The following is a 23658-nucleotide window of genomic DNA, read 5'->3' as shown; positions in this document are numbered from 1 at the left end:
GATTAAGGAATAAAAAAATGCCCGCATAATACGGGCATTTTCAATTGTAACTATAGGGTTAATTTAGAAGCGGTATTTAACACCAACTTTTAAACGCCATGTAGACTCATCTTGGTTAAAACGTTCCCAGTTACTGCCACCGCGTGGTGTAAATGGGTTAATTGTTAATTGCCCAGTATTTTGATCCACAGCATTAAATGCATACAGATTTATCGAACCATACTGAGTATCGCGAACAATGCCTTTAGAGTGATCAATAAAGTTTAAGAAGTTATCTATCGTAAAGTATAATTCGCCCTTATGCGAAGCAACGAAACCTGGAATTTGTTGACGTATACTAATATCCCACGTCGTTACCCAAGGAGAGTTAAAACCACTTTTAGGTAAATAACTGCCTATATAGTCACTCAAGCCCATAGCCGCAACCGTGTTGTAAAACTCGGTTTTCTTCGCCTCGCTAGCAAATTTATATTGCGTATCATCCATTTCAGGAATATACGCCAACATACCACCACCATAGTCGTAACCCAGCGCGTTTCGAGTCGCTGTACCACTAACGTTAGCTAAATAAGATAATGCTTTACCAGATTTACGCTCGAAGAAGGTATCAAATGAAGTAGTATAACCATCGAAAAACTCAGTTCTGTATGACAAATTCACCACGAAACGGTGTTTAGTTTCATACGGCGATGTGCCAACCAACGTTTCATTACGGTTAATCGCAATATTGTTACCAAAGTTACCATTTGCTGTGCTGGCAGAGCCAACAGTAGCGTTAGTAATATCCTGGTAAGTATAAGACGCGTTCAAAGAAACACCTGACTGCCATTTTTTCGCTAACAACGTAGTGATTAAATGTGAACGGCCTTCTTCATCCGCATTTGTTAACACAATGGCTTCTTTTGTGCTATTTTTATACAACTTTCTACCATCAGTCGTGGTGTAAAACACGTCGCCAGCGTTTACGTTTTTCCAGTAAGCTGAGTTTTCAGGTTTTACATAGGTATATTCAGTAGTCCACAATACGTCTTCGACAAAATCACCAATATTGAACTGATAGTCAGCCGCTAATTGGAAGCGCCAATCAGAAGGTATTTCAAAGTTAGGGTCGTTAAAGTTAATCTCTGACTGCGCACCATTACGAATATAATTTAAAAATGATTCTGGTACCGAAGTAATATCAACGTTTTGTAAATCGTCGCGCATTTCTGCAGTGCCACCCCTAGTTTGAGTGATAGCACCGGTATCTACAATGCTCAGGCCATTTTTACCGTATGCGTTACCTGCCCATACTGTTGGCTGACCACCCGAGAAACGACCGATACCACCACGAATAACTAGTTCGTCAGCGGCATCCCAACGGAAACTAAAACGTGGCAAGAAAATATCTAACCCATCTAAGTTCTCAGTGTTGCGATAGCCCGTACTATTGAAAAAACCTTCGTTAAATACTGGTACGTCATCAGTTGCCATGCGCTCATAGCGTAAGCCTAAGCTAATTAATAAATCAGATGTTAATTCAAATTCATCTTGAACATAAATAGCATGCTCACCACGAGTAAAAGCAACCGCTGCGTCATTTGGATCCAGTGACGGAGAGTTGGCATAACGTAAATCTAACGCCGAACGATTTTCAAAATCTTCTATGCTATTAAACGTATAGCTACCACGGGCATATTGTACGAACAGGTTATTAGCATCAATTTTTTTATACTGGTAACCAAAAGTCAGTTTATGGTCGTCCAGAAGGTAAGTGCCATCCATACCAATAATAAATGTTTCATTAGCTAACTCGTTTGCATGACGACTATGGTCTGAACCAAAGGCAACTCGACGGTTAGAATCACCACCCACGTTAATAAATACTTGCGGTAATTCGCTTAACGATTCCTGTGCAGTTGAACGATCTTGATATGTCAAATAGAACTCAGTAGAAAAATCTGGCGTCCAGTCAGAAAACAACTTAAATGCATAGCTATCCATTTCTTCTGTTTTGCTATACCACTGCGAAGACAGCTTTAATGAGCTAGACGAATCAGTAAAGTTATTAATTTGATTACCTTCACTGCGTTGATAAGTTAACGCTGCGCGCTGAGAATCATTAATATTCCAATCTAGTTTTAATAAAATTTTCTCTTCTTTAGTTTCTGGATTTACGTCCCAACCACCTACCTCTACACCATACACACGCTTTGCGATTTCTGTAATTTGCGCTAAATCTTCTAGTGTCGCATTGGTAGGGTTAGCAACACCGGCTGCTCCAGCGGGGCCCCAACCTGAAGCTTTTGGTGAACTATAATTTTCGTATGAAGCAAAAAAGAATAATTTATCTTGAACAACAGCACCACCTAAAGTGCCACCCCATGTCTCTTCGTCAAAATCTAACGATGTTTTTTTCGTAGAACCAGGAGCTTTATACTTACCTGCCATTGAGTCATTTTGCTTTTCAAAGAAAAATGAGCCCGACGTGGTATTGCTGCCTGACTTAGTTACCGCATTGATTTTTGCACCTTGAAAACCTGAGTCTTTAGCATTAAACGGTGATGTATCAACGATCAATTGCTCAATTGAATCAAGAGAAATTGGTGAGCGCGTTGTCGGATAACCCGTCGCATTTAAACCAAAATCATCATTTAAACCTATGCCGTCAATTGCAATGCTGTTAAATCGAGGATTAGTACCAGCAACAGAAATAGTGCCGTCAGCACCACTAATGTTTACTAGCGGGTTGTTACGAATAATATCTTTAATATCGCGATTAAATGAAGGGGCATTTTCAATTTGGTCGCTACCAAAGAAGCTACTTGAACCCGTGTTATTTGCATACACCACAGCTGAGCCGGTAACTGCAATACGCTCAACATTTGACTCTAGTTGGGCATTCAAGCGCAGTGGTTCACCCAAATTCAGAAAAACGTTTTGGTAAACCTTAGTACCTTGCTCACTGGTAATAGTAATAGTGTATGGACCGCCAACCCGCAGACCAGTACTAGAAAAAACACCAGATTCGTTAGTTGTTGCTAAAGAACGAGTACCTGTTGGCACGTGTAAAACTTCAACTTTTGCGTTTGCAACAACCTGACCAGAAGTACTGGTTAGATTACCCCGAATGGATGACGTAGTTTCTTGTGCTATGGCCATATTACTTGCGCCAAGGGCAACTGCAACTGCGAATGCTAAATGCTTAACTTTCATATCGTTTTTCACCTGATAGTTGTCGGTTTTAAATCAATTTATTTGTAGACAAATACTGTTTTCAATTTAGTAATTAATAATACTAAAAACATATTACATTTTTATTACATTAGTTTGATTTAACAGAACTTTTTGCCTTCGCTCTTGTCTAATGCGTTAGTATTATAATTGTAACATAGCTGGTCAGAGTTGCGCACTGTTCAGGTGAAAAACGCTGAAAAAAACTACAGCCTCAATGTTTTCAAGCCTTTACTGGTTTTTATTGCTTAAGCCCCTTATGCTATTACGGTGTTTTATTTACTAAGTTGCTCTAATGAAAAAAACCTCTATTACCTTTTACCTAAGTGCATTAATTAGCCTTGGAGCCTCGTTAAATATGAGTGCCAGTGAAGTTACCTTTGCCACTTTCAACGTTAGCATGGAAGCACAAAATTACCTGCCAAGAGGCGAAAACGGCAGTGCTGCGGTATTGGAACAATTACTACAAACCGACGAGCAACCCCAGATCCGCAATATTGCCCAGATTATTCAAATAGTGCGGCCAGATGTGCTGCTGCTTAATGAGTTTGACTATATTGCTGATAGCGATAAAGGCATAAAAGCTTTTATTACTAACTACTTAAATAAAGATCAGGGCAATGCTAAAGCTATTAACTACCCTTATTTTTATTACAATACGGTTAACACTGGTCAACCTAGCCCTTATGATTTGGATAACGATGGTAAAGCTACCGGCACAGGCGCTGATGCCTGGGGCTATGGTTTTTATCCTGGGCAGTATGGCATGGTGTTACTGTCTAAATTTCCGATTGACGTCAATAACGTGCGTACGTTTCAGCATTTTAAATGGCGGGATATGCCCAACTTTATGCCAACTAAAAAAGCGGATGGTAGCCCTTGGTATAGTGAAGAAGCATGGCATGAGTTTCCGCTTTCCTCTAAAAGCCACTGGGATATTCCGCTAAACATCAATGGTAAAACAGTGCATGTATTAGCCAGTCACCCTACACCGCCAGTATTTGATGGCAAAGAAAACCGTAACGGTATTCGTAACCATGATGAAGTGCGTTTTTGGGCAGATTACCTAACTGCGGGCGAAAACAATTATATTTATGATGATAACGGCAACAAAGGTGGCTTAGCCAATACGGCTAGTTTTGTGCTGTTGGGCGATCAAAATTCATCAGCTGATGGTGAAGGTGATGCGTTAAATAGTGGTATTAGTGCATTGTATAACCATGCCAGAGTGAATAATCAGCTGCCACCGCAAAGTAAAGGCGGCGCAGAGCATACGCCGAATAACGCCAAGGCAGCATTTCATACTGCTGATTGGCGCATGCGGGCTGATTACGTATTACCGTCTAAAGCGGGTTTTGTCTTAAAACAAAGCGGTGTATTTTGGCCAGAAAAAGCAGATGCTTTATATCCGTTGGTAGGATCTCGTGGCGCGAGTTCAGATCATCGTTTGGTATGGGTAAAGTTAGAACTTAGCGCTGAGTAATCAGCGCTTAAGCCTGTTAACTAGATAATTAAAAACGTTTAGTTAAGTTCTGAATATGTACGGTAACCTCTTCACGGTCATGGTACAAATGCTTAGCTTGTAAACGATATTTAATACCAGCATCAATCAAACGCTGCTCCAACTGCTGTAGTATTTCGCTTACGGTTTCATAGCGTTTTTTCATTGGTAATTTAAGGTTGAAAATAGTTTCTTGGCACCAGCCATTAACTAACCAATCACCAATGCGTTCAGCTACGCGTTGTGGCTGCTCTATCATGTCGCAGACTAACCAATAAACATTATTTTTGTGTGGTTCAAATTTAAAACCATCAACCATTAAATGCCGCACCTGACCGGTTTCCATTAGCGATTCTGCCATAGGGCCGTTATCTATCGCTGTTACCATCATGCTGCGTTTTACTAGCTGGTAAGTCCAACCGCCTGGGCTTGCCCCTAAATCTACCGCGCGCATACCGCCGGAAAGGCGCTGATCCCACTCTTGCTTAGGTATAAACTGTAAGAAAGCTTCTTCTAATTTTAATGTGCTGCGGCTAGGTGCTTCATTTGGAAATTTAAGCCGCATAATGCCATTTTCTAATGGGCTATTATTTTCAGAGTACGATAACGCCACATAACCTTGCTGCCCTGTTAATAAAAACACATGTAACACAGGCGCACGCTTTTGCTCTTTAGGTAACAAAACACCCGCTTTTCGCAGTGCTTGGCGCAGAGGTACCGTTAATTTACGCGCTAATGTAGAAAGGGTTTTCCCGTCGTTGGTCTCTGGATACTCTACCCTTATTTCACCACAACCACTCAGCTCGGCGGCGAGCACGGCTTCAAGTATCGGAGCAATACGATCTGCAGCAGGTAGCTCTAATAGCTCAGCCTGCAGTAAGCTCCATTGGCGAATAAAAATAAATTGCTCGAAGTCATAATCACGATAAAACTCAGCCAGGCTGTTAGCGTCATAAGCTTCAAAAATAACAAAAGCACTATCGCTGGTTAGCTTGCAGTAACCAAAAACATTGTGTAAACCGGCCTTGTCTTGAATTTCCGCTGCACACTCTTTTTCAAAACCGGCGCGACAATATAGTAACAGTTGTCTCATATTAACTCCGCCGCCAAGCCGTTACCGCAAGTAGCAGCCAGGCAGCTATAAGTAACTGGCCGCCTATAGGCGCCAGCTGCGAATAATAAAACGGCAAGGCAAATACCCCTGCCAGTATAGTCCAAACAAAACACCACAAACCTAGGTGCCATAAAAGCGCCACCAGTTTGGTTAGCTTAGCTTCACTACGTTGCTGGGCTAACACCAACAACGCTAGGGTATGAAATGCGAGTAATGCTAGCGCGCTAACAACACGCGCCGCACTTTGCTCGGTTAAACTGGCCTGCCACAAATGCATTAACAAGGCACTTAAACCAACAACAGACGCACCATAAAGCGCAGTTACACTATTATTTATTTGCCAAAAGTACTTCATCAATTTTCCTGCTACAAAATTGCGCGGCTTGAATAATTAACTGCATGTGGGTGGTACCGCTTTTTACTCTAGGTTTTAAATCATGGTCGCCATCAGTTAACCAATAGATCTGAACATAGTCCCAGTGTTTATCAAGCAATTCGCATGCACTGCCAAACACATCGCGCTCGCCTTGGGCAATAAATAATGGGCAGCCTAATCTGGCAAAGTGCTCTGTGCGCCAGCTGTCTTTTTTAGGCGCATGAAACGGATAACCAAAGGCAAATACGCCCTGCACTTTCGCTTGCGCCGTTAGCATACTAGCCACCCGACCGCCCATCGATTTACCGCCAATAAACAGTGGTAAATCATTATTAACCTTCGCTAGTTGTGCAACATACTGCTGCTGCAATGCAGGTAACTTTTCTGGCAAACTACGTTTACCACTATCAAGCATGCGCTGCATATAGGCAAAATTAAAACGCCAAACTTCAATACCCCGTAATGCCAACTGTTCAGCCAGTAGCTGCATAAAATCGCTATTTGCGCCAGCGCCAGCGCCGTGCGCTAACAATAAACGCGCTTTAGGCTGCACTGCGTTGTTTACCATTATCTCAGTCAAGCACTACCGCATTAGTGAACTGATGCTCAGCAAATTCCGCTTGCTCTGCTTCTACCATAGCAACCATCCATTGACGAAATGCGGTAATTTTACCCAGTTCGGTTTGGCTTTCTCGGCAAACAAGATAATAGGCATCTTTTGAAATTAACACATGGTTAAACGGCACAATTAATCGGCCAGAATTAATATCTGGCCTAGCTAATACGTTATGCGCCAGTGCTACGCCTTGGCCATGAATAGCCGCTTGCAACACCATAGACGAGTGGCTAAAAATAGGCCCTTGGTTAACGTTAAAATGCTTATAGTTTTGCGTTGTAAACCACGCCTTCCAAGCTCGGCGCGAGCCATCATGTAATAAATTATGATGCTGCAAGTCAGTTGGCTCAGACAGCGGTTTACTGCTATTTAACAGCAATGGCGAACATACTGGCAACAAGTACTCTGTATGCAGTTTATCGGCATGTAAATTACGCCATGTTCCGCGGCCGTAATAAATTGCCACGTCAACATCATCGGTCAGCGAACCTTCGTCAAGATCAACCGCCTTAATTCGCACGTCGATATCAGGATGTTGCTCGCTAAATAGATTAAGCCGTGGCACTAGCCACTGAATAGCAAAACTCGGTTGTAAACTTACGGTTAAAGAGCCTTTTGCACCACGAGCAAGTAACTTTTCAGTTGATTCATGTAGCTGTAAAAATATTTCTTTAATATCAAGAAAGTAGCTTTGGCCTTCTTCGGTTAATAATAATGAGCGATTTTTTCGCATAAAAAGTTTCAGGCCGAGATGATCTTCCAGCGCTTTAATTTGATGACTAATAGCAGCTTGCGTAACATACATTTCTTCAGCAGCTTTAGTAAAACTTAAATGCCGCGCGGCAGTTTCAAACGCTTTTAATGCATTAAGCGGGGGCAGACGACGTGCCATAACATCTCATTAGTTATTAAATTTTCTAATCTGAACTATAGACTGACATTAGCAGTTAGCCAGCATAGTATTAAGCTGCTACTACTTTTCTACTGGCTTATAACCTTCAATTTCAACCTCTTCGCCTTTAAATAGAAAAGCTTCCATTTGGCTTTCTAAAAATTGGCGATGCTCTGGGTTCATCATGTTTAGTTTTTTTTCATTAATCAGCATTATTTGCTTTGCTTGCCAAAGTGCAAAAGCCTCCTTGCTAATAGAGTTGAAAATTTTCTTGCCAAGATCACCGGGATATAACTGAAAATCTAATCCTGACGCGTCTTTTTTTAAATATTCACAAAATACGGTACGGCTCATAGTTAATTATCCTTTTGCTGCGAGTTTAACGCTATCAATTGTTGAAACAGCTGCTTTGCCGGTGCCGACAAACCAACCTCAGGAATGGCATCTATTGTAAACCAAGTTGGCGCCGATTGCTCCTGTACTGCAGTGGGCTTACTACTCAGTTTTATCAGTAACGGCTGGATCCACAGATGAAAATGACTAAACGTATGGCGAAAACCTGCTAACTCGTGGCTATGTTCTAATTGTAAGCCTTGTTGCAATATAAAGTGCGCACGTTCAGCACCTGAGCTAAATTCAAGAAAGCCAAATAAACCTCCCCACAGGCCAGATGCTGCACGTTGCAGTAATTGAACGCTATTATCATGTTGCACTAATAACCAAAAACTCTGTTTTTCTGGTAGCGTTTTTTTGGCTTTTTTACCTGGATATTGTGTTTGTTCACCAGTTAATGCTGCAGCGCAGCGCAACTTCAGCGGGCACGCCGCACAGTTTGGCTTACTGCGGCTACATAGGCTAGCGCCTAAATCCATCATCGCTTGATTAAACTCAGTCACATTTTGCTGTGGTGTAACTTGTTCAGCCAATTGCCACAGTTGTTGCTCTACCGCTTTTTGCCCAGGCCAACCCGCTACAGCTGAAAACCGCGCCAATACGCGCTTACAGTTGCCATCTAAGATAGCAAAATGCTGACCAAGTGCTAACGACAATATAGCGCCTGCAGTTGATCGTCCAATACCCGGCAGGGCCAAAACCTGAGTAAAATCTGTCGGGAATTCGCCCTGATAATCAGTAACAATTTGTTGGGCGGCCTTATGTAAATTTCGCGCTCTAGCGTAATAACCAAGGCCAGTCCACAAGTGTAATACGTCATCTAACGGTGCTGCGGCTAAGGTACGAACATCAGGAAACTGACTGATAAAGCGCTCAAAGTAAGGAATAACGGTGGCAACTTGTGTTTGTTGCAACATCACTTCACTTAACCAGGTTTTATAAGGGCTTTTATCTAACTGCCATGGCAAAGTTTTACGTCCATGCTGCTGATACCAGCTAACCAACTGATTTGAAAACCAAACTGAGTCCTGTTGCTGCAACGTAATTAGCCTATTATTGAACATTGCGCGCAGTATAAGCAGCATAGAATTGCTTGCCAACCATAATCGCAGTTGAGCAAAGCTCGCAATACAAGGATAATGCCGGCCATTGATGATTATGCGGAGCAACACATGACAGATAGTACCCAGCAGCAAGACGAAAAGGCGGACAGCAATACCTATATGCGAAAGATCCGCTCTTTTGTATTGCGCGAAGGCCGCTTAACTAAGGGCCAACAACATGCGCTGGATACCTACTGGGCAGATTACGGTTTAGCTTATCAACCACAAGCGTTAGCACTAGACGACGTGTTTGGTCGCAGTAGTGAAAAGGTGCTAGAAATTGGCTTTGGTATGGGTAAGTCTTTAGTGCAAATGGCTAAAGCCGCACCAGAAAAAGATTTTATTGGTATTGAAGTACACCGCCCAGGCGTAGGTGCTTGTTTATCAGAGGCGGTAAACGAGCAGGTAAAAAACCTAAAAGTATTTGAACACGATGCGGTTGAAGTTATAGCTAACACTATTGCCGACAATAGCCTAGATACCGTGCAACTGTTTTTTCCAGATCCTTGGCACAAAAAGCGTCATCATAAAAGACGTATTGTGCAAAGTGAATTTGTACAATTATTGCGTAAAAAGCTAAAACCAAACGGTGTTTTTCATATGGCCACAGATTGGCAAAACTATGCTGAACACATGCTTGAAGTAATGCGGACTGCTGAAGGCTTCAGCAATTTATCTAACGATAATACCTATGTAGCACGGCCGGAACATCGGCCACTAACAAAATTTGAGCAACGTGGTCAGCGTCTTGGTCATGGTGTGTGGGATTTGATGTTTAAGAAGGAAAGCTAGATGCTAACCACCGCCAGCCAGCTGGTTTTACGCAATATAAATGATTTAAGCGGTAAGGTGTTACTCGTTGAGCCTATGGCAGATAATTTGGCCACTGAATTACTGCATAAGTCAGATACGCTAACCCTCAGCTGCTATAGCACCGATGCGGCAGTAGCAACTTGCTGGGCTCATCCAGAGGTTAGTTTGTATACCGAAGTAAGCCCTGAGTTTAATACTACTTTTGACTCTATAGTGCTGTTTTATCCCAAAAGTAAAGAGCAACTAGCCTATACGCTTGCTCAGTTAAAAGCGGCAATTACTGGCAAAACCGAAGTTTTTGTTACCGGTGACAATAAAGGCGGCATTAAAAGCCTAAGCAGCCATGCAGAAAAACTAGGGCTAAATGCCAACAAACTTGATAACGCAAAACACTGCTTATGGTTTTCCTTAAGTGGTAACTTTCAGCAAGTAACCACGACTAACGCAATAAGCTTTAAAGTTGCCGCCGCAGGTGAACAGTTAGTAATACACTCATTACCGGGCGTATTTAACCATGGCAAATTAGATATAGGCACGGCCTTATTACTCGATAACCTACCTAAAATGACCAGCGGCAAGGTACTTGACTTCGCCTGTGGCTGTGGCGTAGTGGGTGCCATGTTAAAGCGTAAGCATCCACAAATTGAGTTGTTTTGCTCTGATATCAGTACCTTGGCAGTTAAAGCCACCGAGTTAACCCTAGCGGCCAATAATTTAACCGGTACAGTTACCGCAGCCGATGGTTTACCTGCCATACCCAAGCAGTTTGACTACATTGTGAGTAATCCGCCGTTTCACACTGGCATTAAAACCGACTACAGTATTGTAGAAACCTTTATAGCGCAAAGTGCAGCACGTTTAAGCGGTAATGGCAGTCTTACACTGGTGGCTAATAATCATTTGGCCTATATGGAATTGCTACAACAATCATTTAAACAAGTAGTGGTTAAAGCAAAAGCCAACGGCTTTACTATTTATCAGGCTAGTCAGAAAAGCTAAGGAAGTAACGTGTATAAACTTGCAGCCGTGTTGTTAGTGTGTTTTTTAAGCTCAGCAAACGCGGCTGATAGTTTAGTTTGTGTACAAAATCCTAAGCGCGTAAAAGCGTGTCCGCACTTGGTATATCGGTTGGCGCAACTGCCCGACATGCCCAAACCAGCAGTAATATGTATATGCGTTAGCGATTTTAACGAACTGCTGATTATACCGAAAACTGAGCAAGAACAAATGCGTTTAAATATGAACAAACGGCAGATGCAGGTTGTTTATGGCAATAAGCTTGAGCCAGTGTTGAATATCTTACAGCGGCGCAATTAATCCGCTAACAATACCAAACGCGCACTAAAACTCCCCAAACTCTCAATTTGCTGCGTCAGTAATATTGGCACCAAAAACAACTCCCCTTGCTCAACCCAGTAAATAGCATTTTGTTCAAACTGCTTACCTAGTTTAATTGCCATAGCTTTGTCACACAGCACAATCCAGCTTTTCTCTTTAAAACTAAAATCGGGTGCACTGCCAATAACAGAACGATAAGGTAACCTCTGCTGGTTAAGGCAGGCCTCAAGTTCTTTATCTCGACGTAAATTTAAATAAGGATGCTCAGTAATTCCACCGGGGTTTTGCGCGCTAATAATCGCAAAATCAATGTTACAACTTAGCGTTTGATGGCAAAGAAAAACACTCGTTTTATAATGTTCCCACAGACTCATAATTGGTCCTAGTACTAACAAGTGTTTCAACTATAAACCGCTTTACTAATTTTTCCAGTGCCGTTTGCTAAATTTCATTAATGTGCATAACATCAGTATTAATCGCTAGCATCAAATGCTAGTAAAATTGACTGAGATAAGCGAATGATTGCAATAGATAAAACCACTTCAATTAAAAGTGCACTGATCTGGGTAATTATGCTTATCTGCAGCCTAACCTTATGTTTAGCAATGATCATATCCACAACACAAGATGTTAAGTTACAACGCAAAAGATTAGTGGCACAGCTGCAAGGTTATATCAGCATTATTGCTTTTAACACCCGAAATAGTATTTTACGAGCTGATACAGATACAGAGGACAATCGACTTAAGTCATTCAAAGCAGTAGATATTCTGCACAACATTCATATTTATAGTAAAGATTTAGAGTCAGACCAATTACAGTTTTTTGCTAGTTATAATCGAGATGGCGTGGGCCCGTTTCCGGTTCAATTTACTAAAGTACAACAATTTCTCACGCCCTCTATCAGTAACAACTACGTAGAACTAAGCAAAGCCGTTATAAATGACGATAAAATTATTGGCTATGTCTACATCAGAGCCAGCCAGGATGAGTTAAACGAATATATTCAAACTCGCGTTTTACTGGATATACTGATTGCGCTTTGCGCGCTTATTAGTGCTTTTTTTATCAGTTCTCGGTTACAGCGTCGCTTCACCAAGCCGATCGAAACCTTACTGCGGGTAATGCAAAAGGTATCTAAAGAAAAAGACTATCAAATGCGCGCGCCCAAAGTCTTTATTTATGAATATAATTTACTTAGCCGCGCATTTAACATCATGTTAGACCGCTTTGAACAACAAATTAGTAAACTACAACAAGCAGAGCAAGAAAATAAGCAATTAACCCAAAGCTTAGAGCAAAAAATTACCTTACGTACCGACGCACTTAAAACATCAAACCAAGAGTTGCTTAATACACTAGCCACCTTACATCAGTATCAAAGCCAGATTGTCGAAACTGAAAAAATGGCCAGCTTAGGTCAGATGGTCGCTGGCGTCGCACACGAAGTAAACACGCCGATTGGTCTAGGGGTTACCGCATCAACCTTGCTGCAAGACAAACTAACCGATGTTCAAACAGCGTTTGAAGACAAAAAGCTCACGTCATCGCAATTAGCTAAATTTTTAGCAGATAGTAAAGAAAATTTAGCCATTATTTATCGCAACTTAGAGCGTGCGGCTAGCTTAATTTCCAGCTTTAAACAGGTTGCTGTCGATCAATCTAACCAAAACCGACGCCAGTTTAATATGCTGCAATTAATTAACGAAGTGCTACTTTCACTTAAGCCTAACCTGAAAAAAACTCAGCATCAGGTTGTGGTTAACTGTGCAGCAGAGCTGGTAATAGACAGTAAGCCAGGGCCTATTAATCAAATTCTTATAAACCTAATAATGAACAGCCTGATTCATGCTTTTGACAATATTGAGCAAGGTGAAATAACTATTGATATAACAGTTACTAACAACAACTGCCAGCTGGTGTATTCTGACAATGGCGTAGGTGTGCCAGAATCTATTAAGAAACGTATATTCGATCCATTCGTTACCACTAAACGCGGGGAAGGCGGCAGTGGCTTAGGTCTACATTTAGTGTACAACCTCGTAACGCAAGCACTCAACGGTAAAGTTAATATTGAAAGTACTTTAGGCCATGGAATTAGAATTCAAATTGACTTTCCGGTGGTTGTTAAAACAAAATAAACGTTATAAATCAGCGTACTAACCAAATAAATTTTTAATGAAACTCAAACTTTAGTATTATAAAACGCCAAATGTTAACAAAAAACTTGTTAACATTTGGCGCTATGGTTATAATCACTTATTATTTGACAATTCGACGTCATCTATAAAACAGCAATATGTTATTTTATTAACAAAATTAACGTAAGGTTTAACTCCAATGCAAACACCTGTGATTCTTATCGTTGAAGACGAAGAAGTGACCCGTTTAAACCTTGTCAGCTTATTTCAAGGCGAAGGCTACGATGTCATTGAAGCTGTAAATGGCGAAGAAATGAATCAAAAACTTACCGAAAACAAGGTAAATCTGGTCGTGATGGATATTAACCTGCCAGGCAAAAATGGTTTAATTTTGGCGAGGGAGTTACGCCAAAAAGAAAACATTGCTTTAATTTTCCTGACGGGTCGCGACAGTGAAGTAGATCGCATTTTAGGTTTAGAAATTGGCGCAGATGATTATCTAACCAAACCATTTAACCCACGTGAATTAACTATTCGTGCCCGCAACCTGTTAAGCCGCACTGTGGCACAGCCTGTGGTGGAAGATCACAAGAGTATAGTTAAGTTTAACGGTTGGACGCTGGATGAAAATAGCCGCAATTTAACCTCACCTAAAGGCGTCGCTCGTCGTTTGCCTAAAGGTGAATATCGCGCCTTGCGTTTAATGCTCGACACACCGGGTAAAATCTTTACGCGTGAGCAATTAATTCGTCATATGACTGGCCGTGATTTACGCCCAAATGACCGTACGGTTGACGTTACTATCCGCCGTATCCGTAAGCATTTCGAGTCTGATGTTGAAAGCCCAGAGTTAATTAGCACCATTCACGGCGAAGGCTATCGTTTTGTTGGTAAGTTAGAAAAGTAAACCTTTACGCTTGGTTTATATACTCAGATAGAGCAGCGACATGCTGCTCTGTTTTTAAGTGAAAATCGACCAGTTGCCCCTCTACACCCTGCCAATTTATCGTCTCTTGCTCAAATGTTTTTGCTTGTTGCTGCACCCACAATAATCCAACTGAAGCTGCTGCGCCTTTAAGCTTATGTGCTGCCTCTTGAAAATCATGCTGTTGCCGCTGTACAGCCGTTTCCATTAGTCTATTTATATACCCAGGCAATAACTGCGAAAATAACTGCACGCTACGGCGCATAGCATCCTTGCCCAAAGAGTTTAGGTAATCGTTAAGTATCACCAAATCCAATACTTGTTCACTAGTATCTGCCGACACAACATTAATTTTCTGCAACCTTACCGCGCTAGGTGAAAACAACCGCGCTAACATAGCATCCAATTTTTCAGTATTAATCGGCTTTGCTAGCGCATCATCAATATGGATATTTTGCAGTTGCTGCTCAGCTTTACGCACATTTGCACTTAATACCACTATAGGTAGTGCCGCCAAATGAGGCTCCTGCCGTATGTAGCTCGCTATTTGATCACCATTCATATCGGGTAACTGCATATCTAGTAAGACTAAATCTAGATCGTCTTCGGTTTCTAGCAGTGCTATTGCATCTTCTCCAGTTTCAGCATGAATTACCGTGTGCCCGCGCTGCTCTAATAAAGCTATGGCTATTTCAGCATTTAATGGCACATCTTCAATCAATAAAATAGTCAGCGCTGGGCATTCTATCTGCTGCTGTTGCTCTGGCTGCTTGATCTCAGTTGGCAGTTCAATACTAAAACAACTCCCCGCTCCTAATTCACTGCTGACACGGATGCTGCCTTGCATCGCTTCCATCAGTGCTCTTGACACCGATAAACCAATACCCGAGCCCATCATGCTTAAACGCCTGCCATCAGAGGCTTTGTAATACATATCAAAAATATGTGTTTGCTCAGTTGCTGCGATACCAATGCCAGTGTCTCGCACCGAGAACTGTAATTTATTACCCGCCGTATCTAGCTGACAACATAAGCTCACACTACCCGCCGCGGTAAACTTAACGGCATTATTTATTAGGTTCCACAATACTTGGCGTAAGCGCGTTGGGTCTAACCATAAATACACATGTAGTGGCCCTTTACAGCTTAAATTGAACTGCAAACCTTTTTGCTGGCAAAGCAACTCAGCAAAGTTAGCGATATCATTAATAAATTGCTCAAAGGAAATAGTTTGGTAAACAATATCAAGATCTTGGCGGTCAATTTTATCTAAGTCGATAATATCGTTGAAAATATTACCTAAGGTTTCAGCACTACTAAAGATAGTGTTAGCCCAGCCATTTTGCTGCAGAGTTAATTTACTTTCTAACAAACGCCGGCTTAAACCAACAATGCCATTCAGCGGCGTTCTAAGCTCGTGGCTTAGCGTAGCAATAAACTTACCCTTATCTTGGTAAGCAGTTTCTAATGCTTGCTCGGCTAGCTTACGTGACGTAATGTCGCGACCAAAACCAAGTAAGCCAATATAACGGTTATGCCGGTCATAAAATGGCACTTTGCGCATTTCAAACCAGATTATTTCGCCATCGTCTTTAACAAACTCCACATCTAACGTCAGTTCAGACAGCTGCATATTAACTTCGTGCTCGGTTAAAATAGCCGACTGCGCACTGTCTTCAGTGTAAAGCTCGGCCGGATAATAACCAATTAACTCTGCTGCCGACTTACCCATAATAACTTCAAACATTTTATTACAGCTAACAATACGCCCGGTTTCATCTCGGTAGTAAAATAAGTCTGGTGAACTATCAACAATTGAGCGAATAAGTAAACTTTGCTCTTCTAATTCTATTTGTGCTCTTTTTCGCTCAGAGATTTCTTTACGTAATTCATCAATCGCGCGCCGCTTTGCCTGAAACGCCTTTTTACGTTCTTCTATTTCAAAGTTTAATTGGCGAATATTATCCTGCATGCCTTCATTTAATAAACGTTCTTGACGAGCAGAATCTTCCAAATAAAACAGTGCTGCATCAAGATGAAGTACTAAATAAAATAAAAACGCGATAAAAATGGGGCCAAACACTGCTGTAACTGCGACAGCGCCTTTAACATAGCTCCAATCAACATGATTGCTAATAACTATGCCCAGCACTGCGCTGACAAACACCGCCAATAACAAAAACAAAAGCTGACATAGTAATGCCAGCTTTAATTTACCCAAGTGTTTAATCCAACTTGCGAAGGTTTTAATTTGGGGATGAACTGGGCCTTGCATTAGGGGTTCACCTTATGACGTAAATTTTTAGTTCGCAGGTTGTATATCCAATATCATGTTGCGGTATGAGCAATATTGCAGCTCAGTACCATTTAGACGAAATGCACCTTGGCGAGCATATGACGACGAGTCTTTATATAAACGTGCGGTATAGCCCTGGCCAACACGTACCGTCTTTGCTGTTGCCTGTTGGCTTTGCGTGACGCAAAGCAGATTAGCTAGCTGCCGGTAGTTATCGCGTTCAAACAGGTCGCCAGAGTACAGTAACGGTGTTTGGTTATTATTAGGTGCAAACTTCCACTCAGCAAAACGGGTACGTAAAATCCCATCTTTTATTTCCAGCTTATCGTCGCGAGTTAAGTAATGGGTATTAATCTTACTAAGGTTAATTGCCGCGCCTTCGCCAGAGCTAAGCGTTTTCTCGTTATCGACAATATAAACACCGCCAGCACCTATTACTTCCATTGTTACTTCTGCTGCAGTATCGCTCTGACCAAGCGACACTAATAGTGCAGTTGTTTCATCAATACCAAAGCCAAAACGGGTTTGGCTATCATTTTGTAACCTAATTAATCGCCCTTGACGGCTGCGCTCAGAAAATTGCGTATCAAGCACGCCCCAAGGAAACAAACCTAAGCCACCCTCAGCGGAGTAAGTAAGGTGGTTCTCCGATAAACCATTGGCACAGCTTTGATCTTTATCACAACCACTTTGTGGCGCCGCCAAGTCAAAAGCCCCAAACTGCATCGCATTATAGCTATCGCCGTTAGTTATCATTGGTGTTCTATGGCCCTGATACCTGCCCCCAGCCATCAGTGCAGTACCAGCATTGCTTGTTGCAACAATAATATTGCCGCCAGCCAACATAGCTTCAATTTGTTTTAGTTCAGTGGTCGCTGTGCCATCGGGTTGACGAAACGCTTGTAATGCTAAACTTTGATCACCATCGCTAATAAAAATCGCGTCAGAACGACGAATTTGTTCTACTGCAGCTTGGCTACCTTTTTTGCAGAAAGCCTCTAATTCTTTTGCTAAATCTGGGTAAACTCGACTGCGCTGATATGTACCATGATAAGCCGCTAAGTATTGCGGTAATTGATCACAACTGGCTTTGTTGTCAACTTCGATATGCTGTGCGGCCTGATATGCCGCATTTAACGGAAACCAGCTCACTTCGGCCCCCGCTTCTTCAAATAAATTAGTATAAAAATCTACCGAGGCAAAGGGATCTCGCTCTGCTGCAGTAATCACTAGAATGCGCGGTTTACGCTGTGTACCCGCAACTTGCTGTGCCAGTTCAATAATTTTATGGTAAATTTCGACGGTAAACGCATCTTTGGTTTTTGCTAAATTTGCATATTCTTTTTGTCGTGCATTAGCACTGTTGCGCCGCGAACTATTTTCAACAGTTGATATCACCTGCAGTTGGTCGAGAACAAAATTGCGCTCACGATCGGTTAAAGCACTATAGTTAACTCGACCTGACACCCAGATACCGTCTATTTCAATTTCGGCTGAACGCCACAGCCTTAGTAAATCACGTTCAGTTAAACGATCACCATTTACTTTGCTGCGCACAAATTCAAGCACCGCCAATGTTTGTTGCTGTTCAATCACCCGCTCTTCACCCCAGATTGCATTATTAGCAATACTAGTTAGCTGCTCTGGCAATACCGCAAACATATCTGCAGATTTAGCTGCTGTAGTAAAAGTATCAGCCTCAGCACAATTACGTGGATGCATAGAGCTGCAAACATTCAGTCCTCCGCCAACTAAAACCATAGTGTAGTCAGGAGATTTTTTCGTGTCTTTTACATTTGCTGCAGACGCGGTGCAAGCAAGTAGAGCTGCAGATATATACAAGCCAAGTATTTTCATTGTTTTCTTTCTTATATTTAGCGCTAATGCGCTTTACTACCAATAAACAAGATAGCAAGCATAAATTTAACTGTGCATAGATTATCCTGTATTGACTTATTTGCCAATTATACCTAGCCGATAAGCTATATTTTATTCATTTTAACCGCAGGTTTACGCGGTTATATCCACTGTTTAAATTCTAATTATTCCCACACGCTAAGTTATCTACTCATTTACGCACGGCGACAACAGCAAAAGTGCATAAAAATACAAATACAGAAAAAACATAGAGATAGAATTGAATTAAAAACCATCAATTCTCATCGCGATAAACTAGGTATAAATAGCAAGAATATTGTCAATTCATGTAATTAATTTTCATTTTTTAATAATTTAAGCTTCATAAAAAAGTACTAACATCTGTTGGCTACTATGCTTGACTTATCATTTAAATGCAGATAAACATAGATTACTTACGTTTAGACGGCTAAAAGTATTTAGTATTTCTATACTGTGCAATCGGCTTGAAAAATAATATTTCGTTATTTTATTTCAACCCAAAGCAAAATCGCCATAACGAATAAAAAACCATTTTAACTGCATATTTATACTAGAAGTTTCAAGAGGGATACTTTATGGCGTTGTACCAACACAACCAAGCACGAGAAAATTGTGGTTTTGGTTTAATTGCACACTTAGAAGGCGCCGTAAGCCACCGCATAGTAAGAACGGCAATTAGCGGCCTTGATCGCATGCAGCACCGTGGTGGTATCTCTGCCGATGGAAAAACTGGCGATGGCTGCGGTTTATTAATGCAAAAGCCCGACAGTTTTTTTCGCGCTATTGCTCAAGAGCAAGGCTGGCATCTTGCCGAAAAATACGGTGTTGGCATGATTTTTTTTAGCCAAGACCCAGTAAAAGCCGCACTAGCAAAAAACATTATTGAACAAGAAGTTGTCAGTGAAACCCTAAGCTTGGTCGCATGGCGTAGCTTGCCAATAGACAGCACGGTGCTTGGCCCTCTAGCGCTTAGCTCTATGCCTAACATGCAGCAGATTATTGTAAATGCGCCACATGGTTGGACAGATCACGATTTAGAGCGCCGATTATTTATGGCGCGGCGGCGTATTGAAAAACAATTGTCTGACGATAGCGACTTTTATATTCCCAGCTTCTCATCACTGGTAACGGTATTTAAAGGCTTAATGATGCCAGCCGATTTACCACGTTATTTTCTCGATTTAGCCGACATTCGAATGGAAACCGCTATTTGCGTGTTTCACCAGCGATTTTCTACCAACACTATGCCACGCTGGCAGTTAGCACAGCCATTTCGCTTTTTGGCACATAATGGCGAAATTAATACTATTACCGGTAATCGGCAATGGGCACGCGCGCGCCAATATAAATTTGCCTCGCCGTTGCTACCTGACTTACAAGATGCCGCGCCCTTTGTTAGTCAAACGGGCTCTGACTCAAGTTCACTAGATAACATGCTAGAGCTGCTCTTAGCCGGCGGGATGGACTTATTTCGTGCGATGCGTTTATTAATGCCTCCAGCTTGGCAAGCTAACCGCGTAATGGATGATAATTTAAAAGCGTTTTACGAATTTAACGCCATGCACATGGAACCCTGGGACGGCCCAGCCGGTATTGTTATGACCAATGGCCAGCATGTTGCGTGTAATCTCGACCGCAACGGTTTGCGCCCGGCCCGCTTTGTTATTACTCGCGACAAGTTAATTACCCTTGCTTCTGAAGTCGGCATTTGGGATTACTCGCCGGATGAAGTAGTAGAAAAAGGCCGCGTTGGCCCAGGCGAAATGCTAGCGGTAGATACGACTACAGGCAAAATTTGGCGCTCAGAACAAATTGATCATAATTTAATGGCAAGGCATCCCTATCGCGATTGGTTAGATAGTAACGTACAACGTTTAATACCTTACGAGCACTATGAAACCGACCTAATTGGTAAACGTGTTTTTACTGACGATGACATGCTGGTGTATCACAAACTGTTTAACTACAGTTATGAAGAAATAGATCAAATCATTACTGTGCTTGCCAAAGATGGCCAAGAAGCCGTTGGTTCCATGGGCGACGACACGCCAATGGCCGTACTTTCGCGTAAGCCGCGCACGTTATACGATTATTTTCGCCAACAGTTTGCCCAAGTAACCAATCCGCCAATTGACCCATTGCGTGAAGCGCACGTGATGTCGTTAGCCACAAGTATTGGCCATGAACATAATGTGTTTAAAGAAACTGCAGGGTATGCACGCCGCATTCAGTTTGAATCGCCAGTGATGATGTATTCCGATCTTAAGCAGTTAAAGCAGGCTGATGCCATACACTACAAACATCACATTTTTTCGCTAAATTTCGACCCAGCGCAGCAACAGTTACAACAAGCGATACAACAGTTATGTGCCGATGTCATTGACGCAGTGCGCCATAACAATGTGGTGCTAGTTATTCTAACAGACCGGCAAATTAAGCCGCATTTATTACCTATTCCGGCAGCTATGGCAGTAGGTGCGGTACAACATGCGCTAGTTGCTGCTCAACTACGCTGCGATTCAAATATTATTATTGAAACCGCATCAGCCCGCGACCCGCACCATTTTGCCGTGTTAATTGGTTTGGGCGCCACCGGCATTTATCCGTTTATGGCTTATGAAACAGTAGAACAATTAGTAGAAAAAAACGTGATTAACTTAACCGCCCGGCAAGCCGTACTAAATTACCGCAAAGGTATAAATAAAGGTTTATACAAAATCATGTCGAAGATGGGCATTTCGACGGTTGCTAGCTATCGTTGCTCTAATTTATTTGAGGCTGTAGGTATAGCCAAAACGGTAATGCAGCTGTGCTTTACCGATATTCCCTCTCGGATTGAAGGCGCAGATTTTACTGATTTTCAGCAAGACAGCCAACAACTAGCCAATATAGCTTGGTTAAAGCGCAAGCCATTAAACCATGGCGGTTTACTAAAATATGTACACGACGGTGAGTACCATGCCTATAACCCCGATGTAGTGCAAACACTACAAAAAGCCGTGCGTTCGGGTAACTATGAACACTATTTAGAATACAGTAAAACGGTAAACGAGCGACCGATCACGCATTTGCGAGACCTATTTAAGCTTCACAGCAAAACCTCAGTACCTCTGGAGCAAGTAGAAACTGAGCAACAGCTTTATGCTCGCTTTGATAGCGCTGCAATGTCTATTGGCGCATTAAGCCCTGAAGCACATGAGGCGCTTGCTATTGCCATGAATCGTTTAGGGGGCCGTTCTAATTCTGGTGAGGGTGGTGAAGATCCGCGCCGGTTTGGCACCGAAAAAAACTCTAAAATAAAGCAAGTCGCCTCAGGCCGTTTTGGGGTAACTCCGCATTACTTAGTTAATGCAGAGGTAATACAAATTAAGGTGGCACAAGGAGCAAAACCGGGTGAAGGCGGCCAATTACCCGGTGAAAAAGTGACTGCTGAAATAGCCCGTTTACGCTATTCAGTACTAGGTGTCACACTTATTTCACCACCGCCACACCACGATATTTATTCTATTGAAGATTTAGCTCAGCTTATTTTCGATTTAAAACAGGTTAACCCGCAGGCACTTATTTCGGTAAAACTGGTGTCTGAACCTGGCATTGGCACCATAGCCGCGGGTGTGGCTAAGGCGTATGCCGACTTAATCACGGTATCCGGTTACGATGGCGGCACCGGCGCCAGCCCTCTGTCGTCGGTAAAATATGCGGGAAGCCCATGGGAGCTGGGCTTAGCTGAAGTGCATCAAGCCTTAGTCGAAAACGGCTTGCGCCATCGAGTGCGCTTACAAGTTGATGGTGGTCTAAAAACGGGGTTAGACGTAGTCAAAGCAGCCATTTTAGGTGCTGAAAGTTTTGGCTTTGGCACTGGCCCAATGGTCGCGCTGGGCTGTAAATTCTTGCGTATTTGTCATTTAAACAACTGTGCTACCGGCGTAGCGACTCAAGATGAAACGTTGCGTCGTGACCATTTCAATGGCTTGCCCGAAATGGTGATGAACTACTTTAAATTTTTAGCGTTTGACGTGCGTAACTTAATGGCAGAACTGGGCGTAACTGAGCTTACCCAACTAATTGGCCGTACCGATTTACTCCGGATTAAAGCCAGCCAAACACCAAAGCAGGCAAAACTTAATCTTACACCAATACTGCAAGCCAGCGCGGTGCAATCTGATAAGCCTTTGTACTGTGTGCAAAACAACGCGCCATTTGACCAAGGCGCGTTAAATCAGCAGCTACTAGCGCATTGCCAACAAATGGTACTGCATAAAACCGGTGGCACACTTAACCTCAGCATTCGCAATACTGACCGCTCGGTAGGCGCAACTCTCTCTGGCTTTATTGCCCGCCAACACGGAAATCAAGGCATGGCAACCGATCCTATTCGAGTACATTTTACCGGCACAGCAGGCCAAAGCTTTGGGGTATGGAATGCCGGCGGTTTGCATATGTCGTTGCAAGGCGATGCCAACGACTACGTGGGTAAAGGTATGACCGGCGGCCAACTTGCTATTTATCCAGATAAGGGCAGCCCATTTGCCAAAAACGGCTTTACCATTGCCGGCAACACCTGCTTATACGGCGCTACCGGTGGCCGTTTATACGCAGCTGGACAAGTAGGCGAACGTTTTGCCGTGCGTAATTCTGGCGCTTTAGCGGTAGTTGAAGGCACTGGCGATAACTGCTGCGAGTACATGACCGGCGGTGTAGTAGTAGTACTTGGCGGGACCGGTGTTAATTTTGGCGCAGGCATGACAGGTGGTTTTGCCTATTTATTAGATGAACAGCAAGATTTAGCACTGCGTTTAAACCCTGAATTAGTTGAAGCGCTAGACGTAAGCATGCCGATATTACAAGAGCACTTACGCAGCTTACTGCACCAACATGTAGAGCAAACAAATAGCGAGAAAGCGCGCAAAATCTTAAACGACTTTAACCACTATTTAAGTCAATTTAAGCTGATAAAACCTAAAACTAGCGATGTAAATACCTTGCTAGGACACCGCGCGCGCTCATCCGCTGAGCTGCGCGTACAAGCAATGTAGGG

General features: G+C 42.5%; 17 protein-coding genes. 7 read left to right on the top strand and 10 right to left on the bottom strand.

What is annotated here, in order from left to right; genetic code table 11:
- Positions 1 to 63: 63 nt before the first annotated feature.
- The gene (locus tag MN199_RS11825; protein ID WP_335739541.1) at positions 64 to 3195 is read right to left on the bottom strand and encodes a TonB-dependent receptor; all 3132 of its coding nucleotides are present in this window, start codon (positions 3193 to 3195) and stop codon (positions 64 to 66) included.
- 313 nt (positions 3196 to 3508) lie between these two features.
- Between MN199_RS11825 and MN199_RS11820 the strand changes: the two genes are divergently transcribed.
- A complete protein-coding gene (locus MN199_RS11820) occupies positions 3509 to 4696 on the top strand; it encodes an endonuclease/exonuclease/phosphatase family protein (RefSeq protein WP_335739540.1) in 1188 nt (395 codons plus the stop codon).
- Positions 4697 to 4724: 28 nt separating this feature from the next.
- On the opposite strand, the gene rlmM is transcribed toward MN199_RS11820, so the two are convergent.
- The 6 genes from rlmM to mutY all read right to left on the bottom strand — a co-directional run bounded on the left by rlmM (position 4725) and on the right by mutY (position 9190).
- On the bottom strand, positions 4725 to 5807 hold the full coding sequence (rlmM, locus tag MN199_RS11815; protein ID WP_132584609.1) for a 23S rRNA (cytidine(2498)-2'-O)-methyltransferase RlmM: 1083 nt from the start codon (positions 5805 to 5807) through the stop codon (positions 4725 to 4727).
- A gap of 1 nt (position 5808) precedes the next feature.
- Positions 5809 to 6183, bottom strand: a complete 375-nt coding sequence (locus tag MN199_RS11810) for a DUF423 domain-containing protein (protein ID WP_132584611.1) — start codon at positions 6181 to 6183, stop codon at positions 5809 to 5811.
- Positions 6158 to 6772 carry an alpha/beta family hydrolase gene (locus tag MN199_RS11805; RefSeq protein ID WP_335739539.1) on the bottom strand — a complete coding sequence of 205 codons (615 nt, stop codon included), beginning with the start codon at positions 6770 to 6772 and terminating at the stop codon, positions 6158 to 6160. The genes MN199_RS11810 and MN199_RS11805 overlap by 26 nt, the downstream gene beginning before the upstream one ends.
- Before the next feature lie 4 nt (positions 6773 to 6776).
- On the bottom strand, positions 6777 to 7712 hold the full coding sequence (locus tag MN199_RS11800; RefSeq protein WP_335739538.1) for a transcriptional regulator GcvA: 936 nt from the start codon (positions 7710 to 7712) through the stop codon (positions 6777 to 6779).
- Between the two features lie 81 nt (positions 7713 to 7793).
- Positions 7794 to 8066, bottom strand: coding sequence for an oxidative damage protection protein (locus MN199_RS11795; RefSeq protein WP_132584615.1), 273 nt, complete (start codon positions 8064 to 8066; stop codon positions 7794 to 7796).
- Between the two features lie 2 nt (positions 8067 to 8068).
- Positions 8069 to 9190: an A/G-specific adenine glycosylase gene (gene mutY / locus MN199_RS11790; RefSeq protein ID WP_335739537.1), complete on the bottom strand. Its 1122-nt coding sequence runs from the start codon at positions 9188 to 9190 to the stop codon at positions 8069 to 8071.
- Positions 9191 to 9277: 87 nt separating this feature from the next.
- Between mutY and trmB the strand changes: the two genes are divergently transcribed.
- The 3 genes from trmB to MN199_RS11775 are packed head-to-tail and all read left to right on the top strand — an operon-like array spanning position 9278 to position 11338.
- Positions 9278 to 10000 carry a tRNA (guanosine(46)-N7)-methyltransferase TrmB gene (gene trmB, locus MN199_RS11785; RefSeq protein ID WP_335739536.1) on the top strand — a complete coding sequence of 241 codons (723 nt, stop codon included), beginning with the start codon at positions 9278 to 9280 and terminating at the stop codon, positions 9998 to 10000.
- Positions 10001 to 11020 (top strand): class I SAM-dependent methyltransferase, encoded by a 1020-nt coding sequence (locus MN199_RS11780; RefSeq protein ID WP_335739535.1) that lies wholly within the window; start codon positions 10001 to 10003, stop codon positions 11018 to 11020.
- Positions 11021 to 11029: 9 nt separating this feature from the next.
- Complete coding sequence (locus tag MN199_RS11775) at positions 11030 to 11338, top strand: hypothetical protein (protein WP_132584620.1); 309 nt, start codon at positions 11030 to 11032, stop codon at positions 11336 to 11338.
- On the opposite strand, the gene MN199_RS11770 is transcribed toward MN199_RS11775, so the two are convergent.
- The gene (locus tag MN199_RS11770) at positions 11335 to 11733 is read right to left on the bottom strand and encodes a DUF3293 domain-containing protein (protein WP_132584622.1); all 399 of its coding nucleotides are present in this window, start codon (positions 11731 to 11733) and stop codon (positions 11335 to 11337) included. The two genes, MN199_RS11775 and MN199_RS11770, sit on opposite strands and share 4 nt — an antisense overlap.
- A 144-nt stretch (positions 11734 to 11877) precedes the next feature.
- Here MN199_RS11770 and MN199_RS11765 point away from each other — a divergent pair, with 144 nt between their 5' ends.
- Positions 11878 to 13500: a sensor histidine kinase gene (locus MN199_RS11765; RefSeq protein WP_335739534.1), complete on the top strand. Its 1623-nt coding sequence runs from the start codon at positions 11878 to 11880 to the stop codon at positions 13498 to 13500.
- 199 nt (positions 13501 to 13699) lie between these two features.
- Positions 13700 to 14407, top strand: a complete 708-nt coding sequence (gene arcA, locus MN199_RS11760) for a two-component system response regulator ArcA (protein WP_132584626.1) — start codon at positions 13700 to 13702, stop codon at positions 14405 to 14407.
- 4 nt (positions 14408 to 14411) lie between these two features.
- On the opposite strand, the gene MN199_RS11755 is transcribed toward arcA, so the two are convergent.
- Positions 14412 to 16700, bottom strand: coding sequence for an ATP-binding protein (locus tag MN199_RS11755; RefSeq protein ID WP_335739533.1), 2289 nt, complete (start codon positions 16698 to 16700; stop codon positions 14412 to 14414).
- A gap of 27 nt (positions 16701 to 16727) precedes the next feature.
- Entirely contained in the window at positions 16728 to 18578 is a 1851-nt protein-coding gene (locus MN199_RS11750; RefSeq protein WP_335739532.1) for a cyanophycinase, read from the bottom strand.
- 617 nt (positions 18579 to 19195) lie between these two features.
- Between MN199_RS11750 and gltB the strand changes: the two genes are divergently transcribed.
- Positions 19196 to 23656, top strand: a complete 4461-nt coding sequence (gltB, locus tag MN199_RS11745) for a glutamate synthase large subunit (RefSeq protein WP_335739531.1) — start codon at positions 19196 to 19198, stop codon at positions 23654 to 23656.
- Positions 23657 to 23658 lie beyond the last annotated feature (2 nt).

This window comes from Rheinheimera metallidurans (assembly GCF_036983985.1).
In the GTDB taxonomy this organism is placed as follows: domain Bacteria; phylum Pseudomonadota; class Gammaproteobacteria; order Enterobacterales; family Alteromonadaceae; genus Alishewanella; species Alishewanella metallidurans.
Note: the sequence above shows the minus strand (reverse complement) of the source record. Positions and strands in the feature narration are given on the sequence as shown.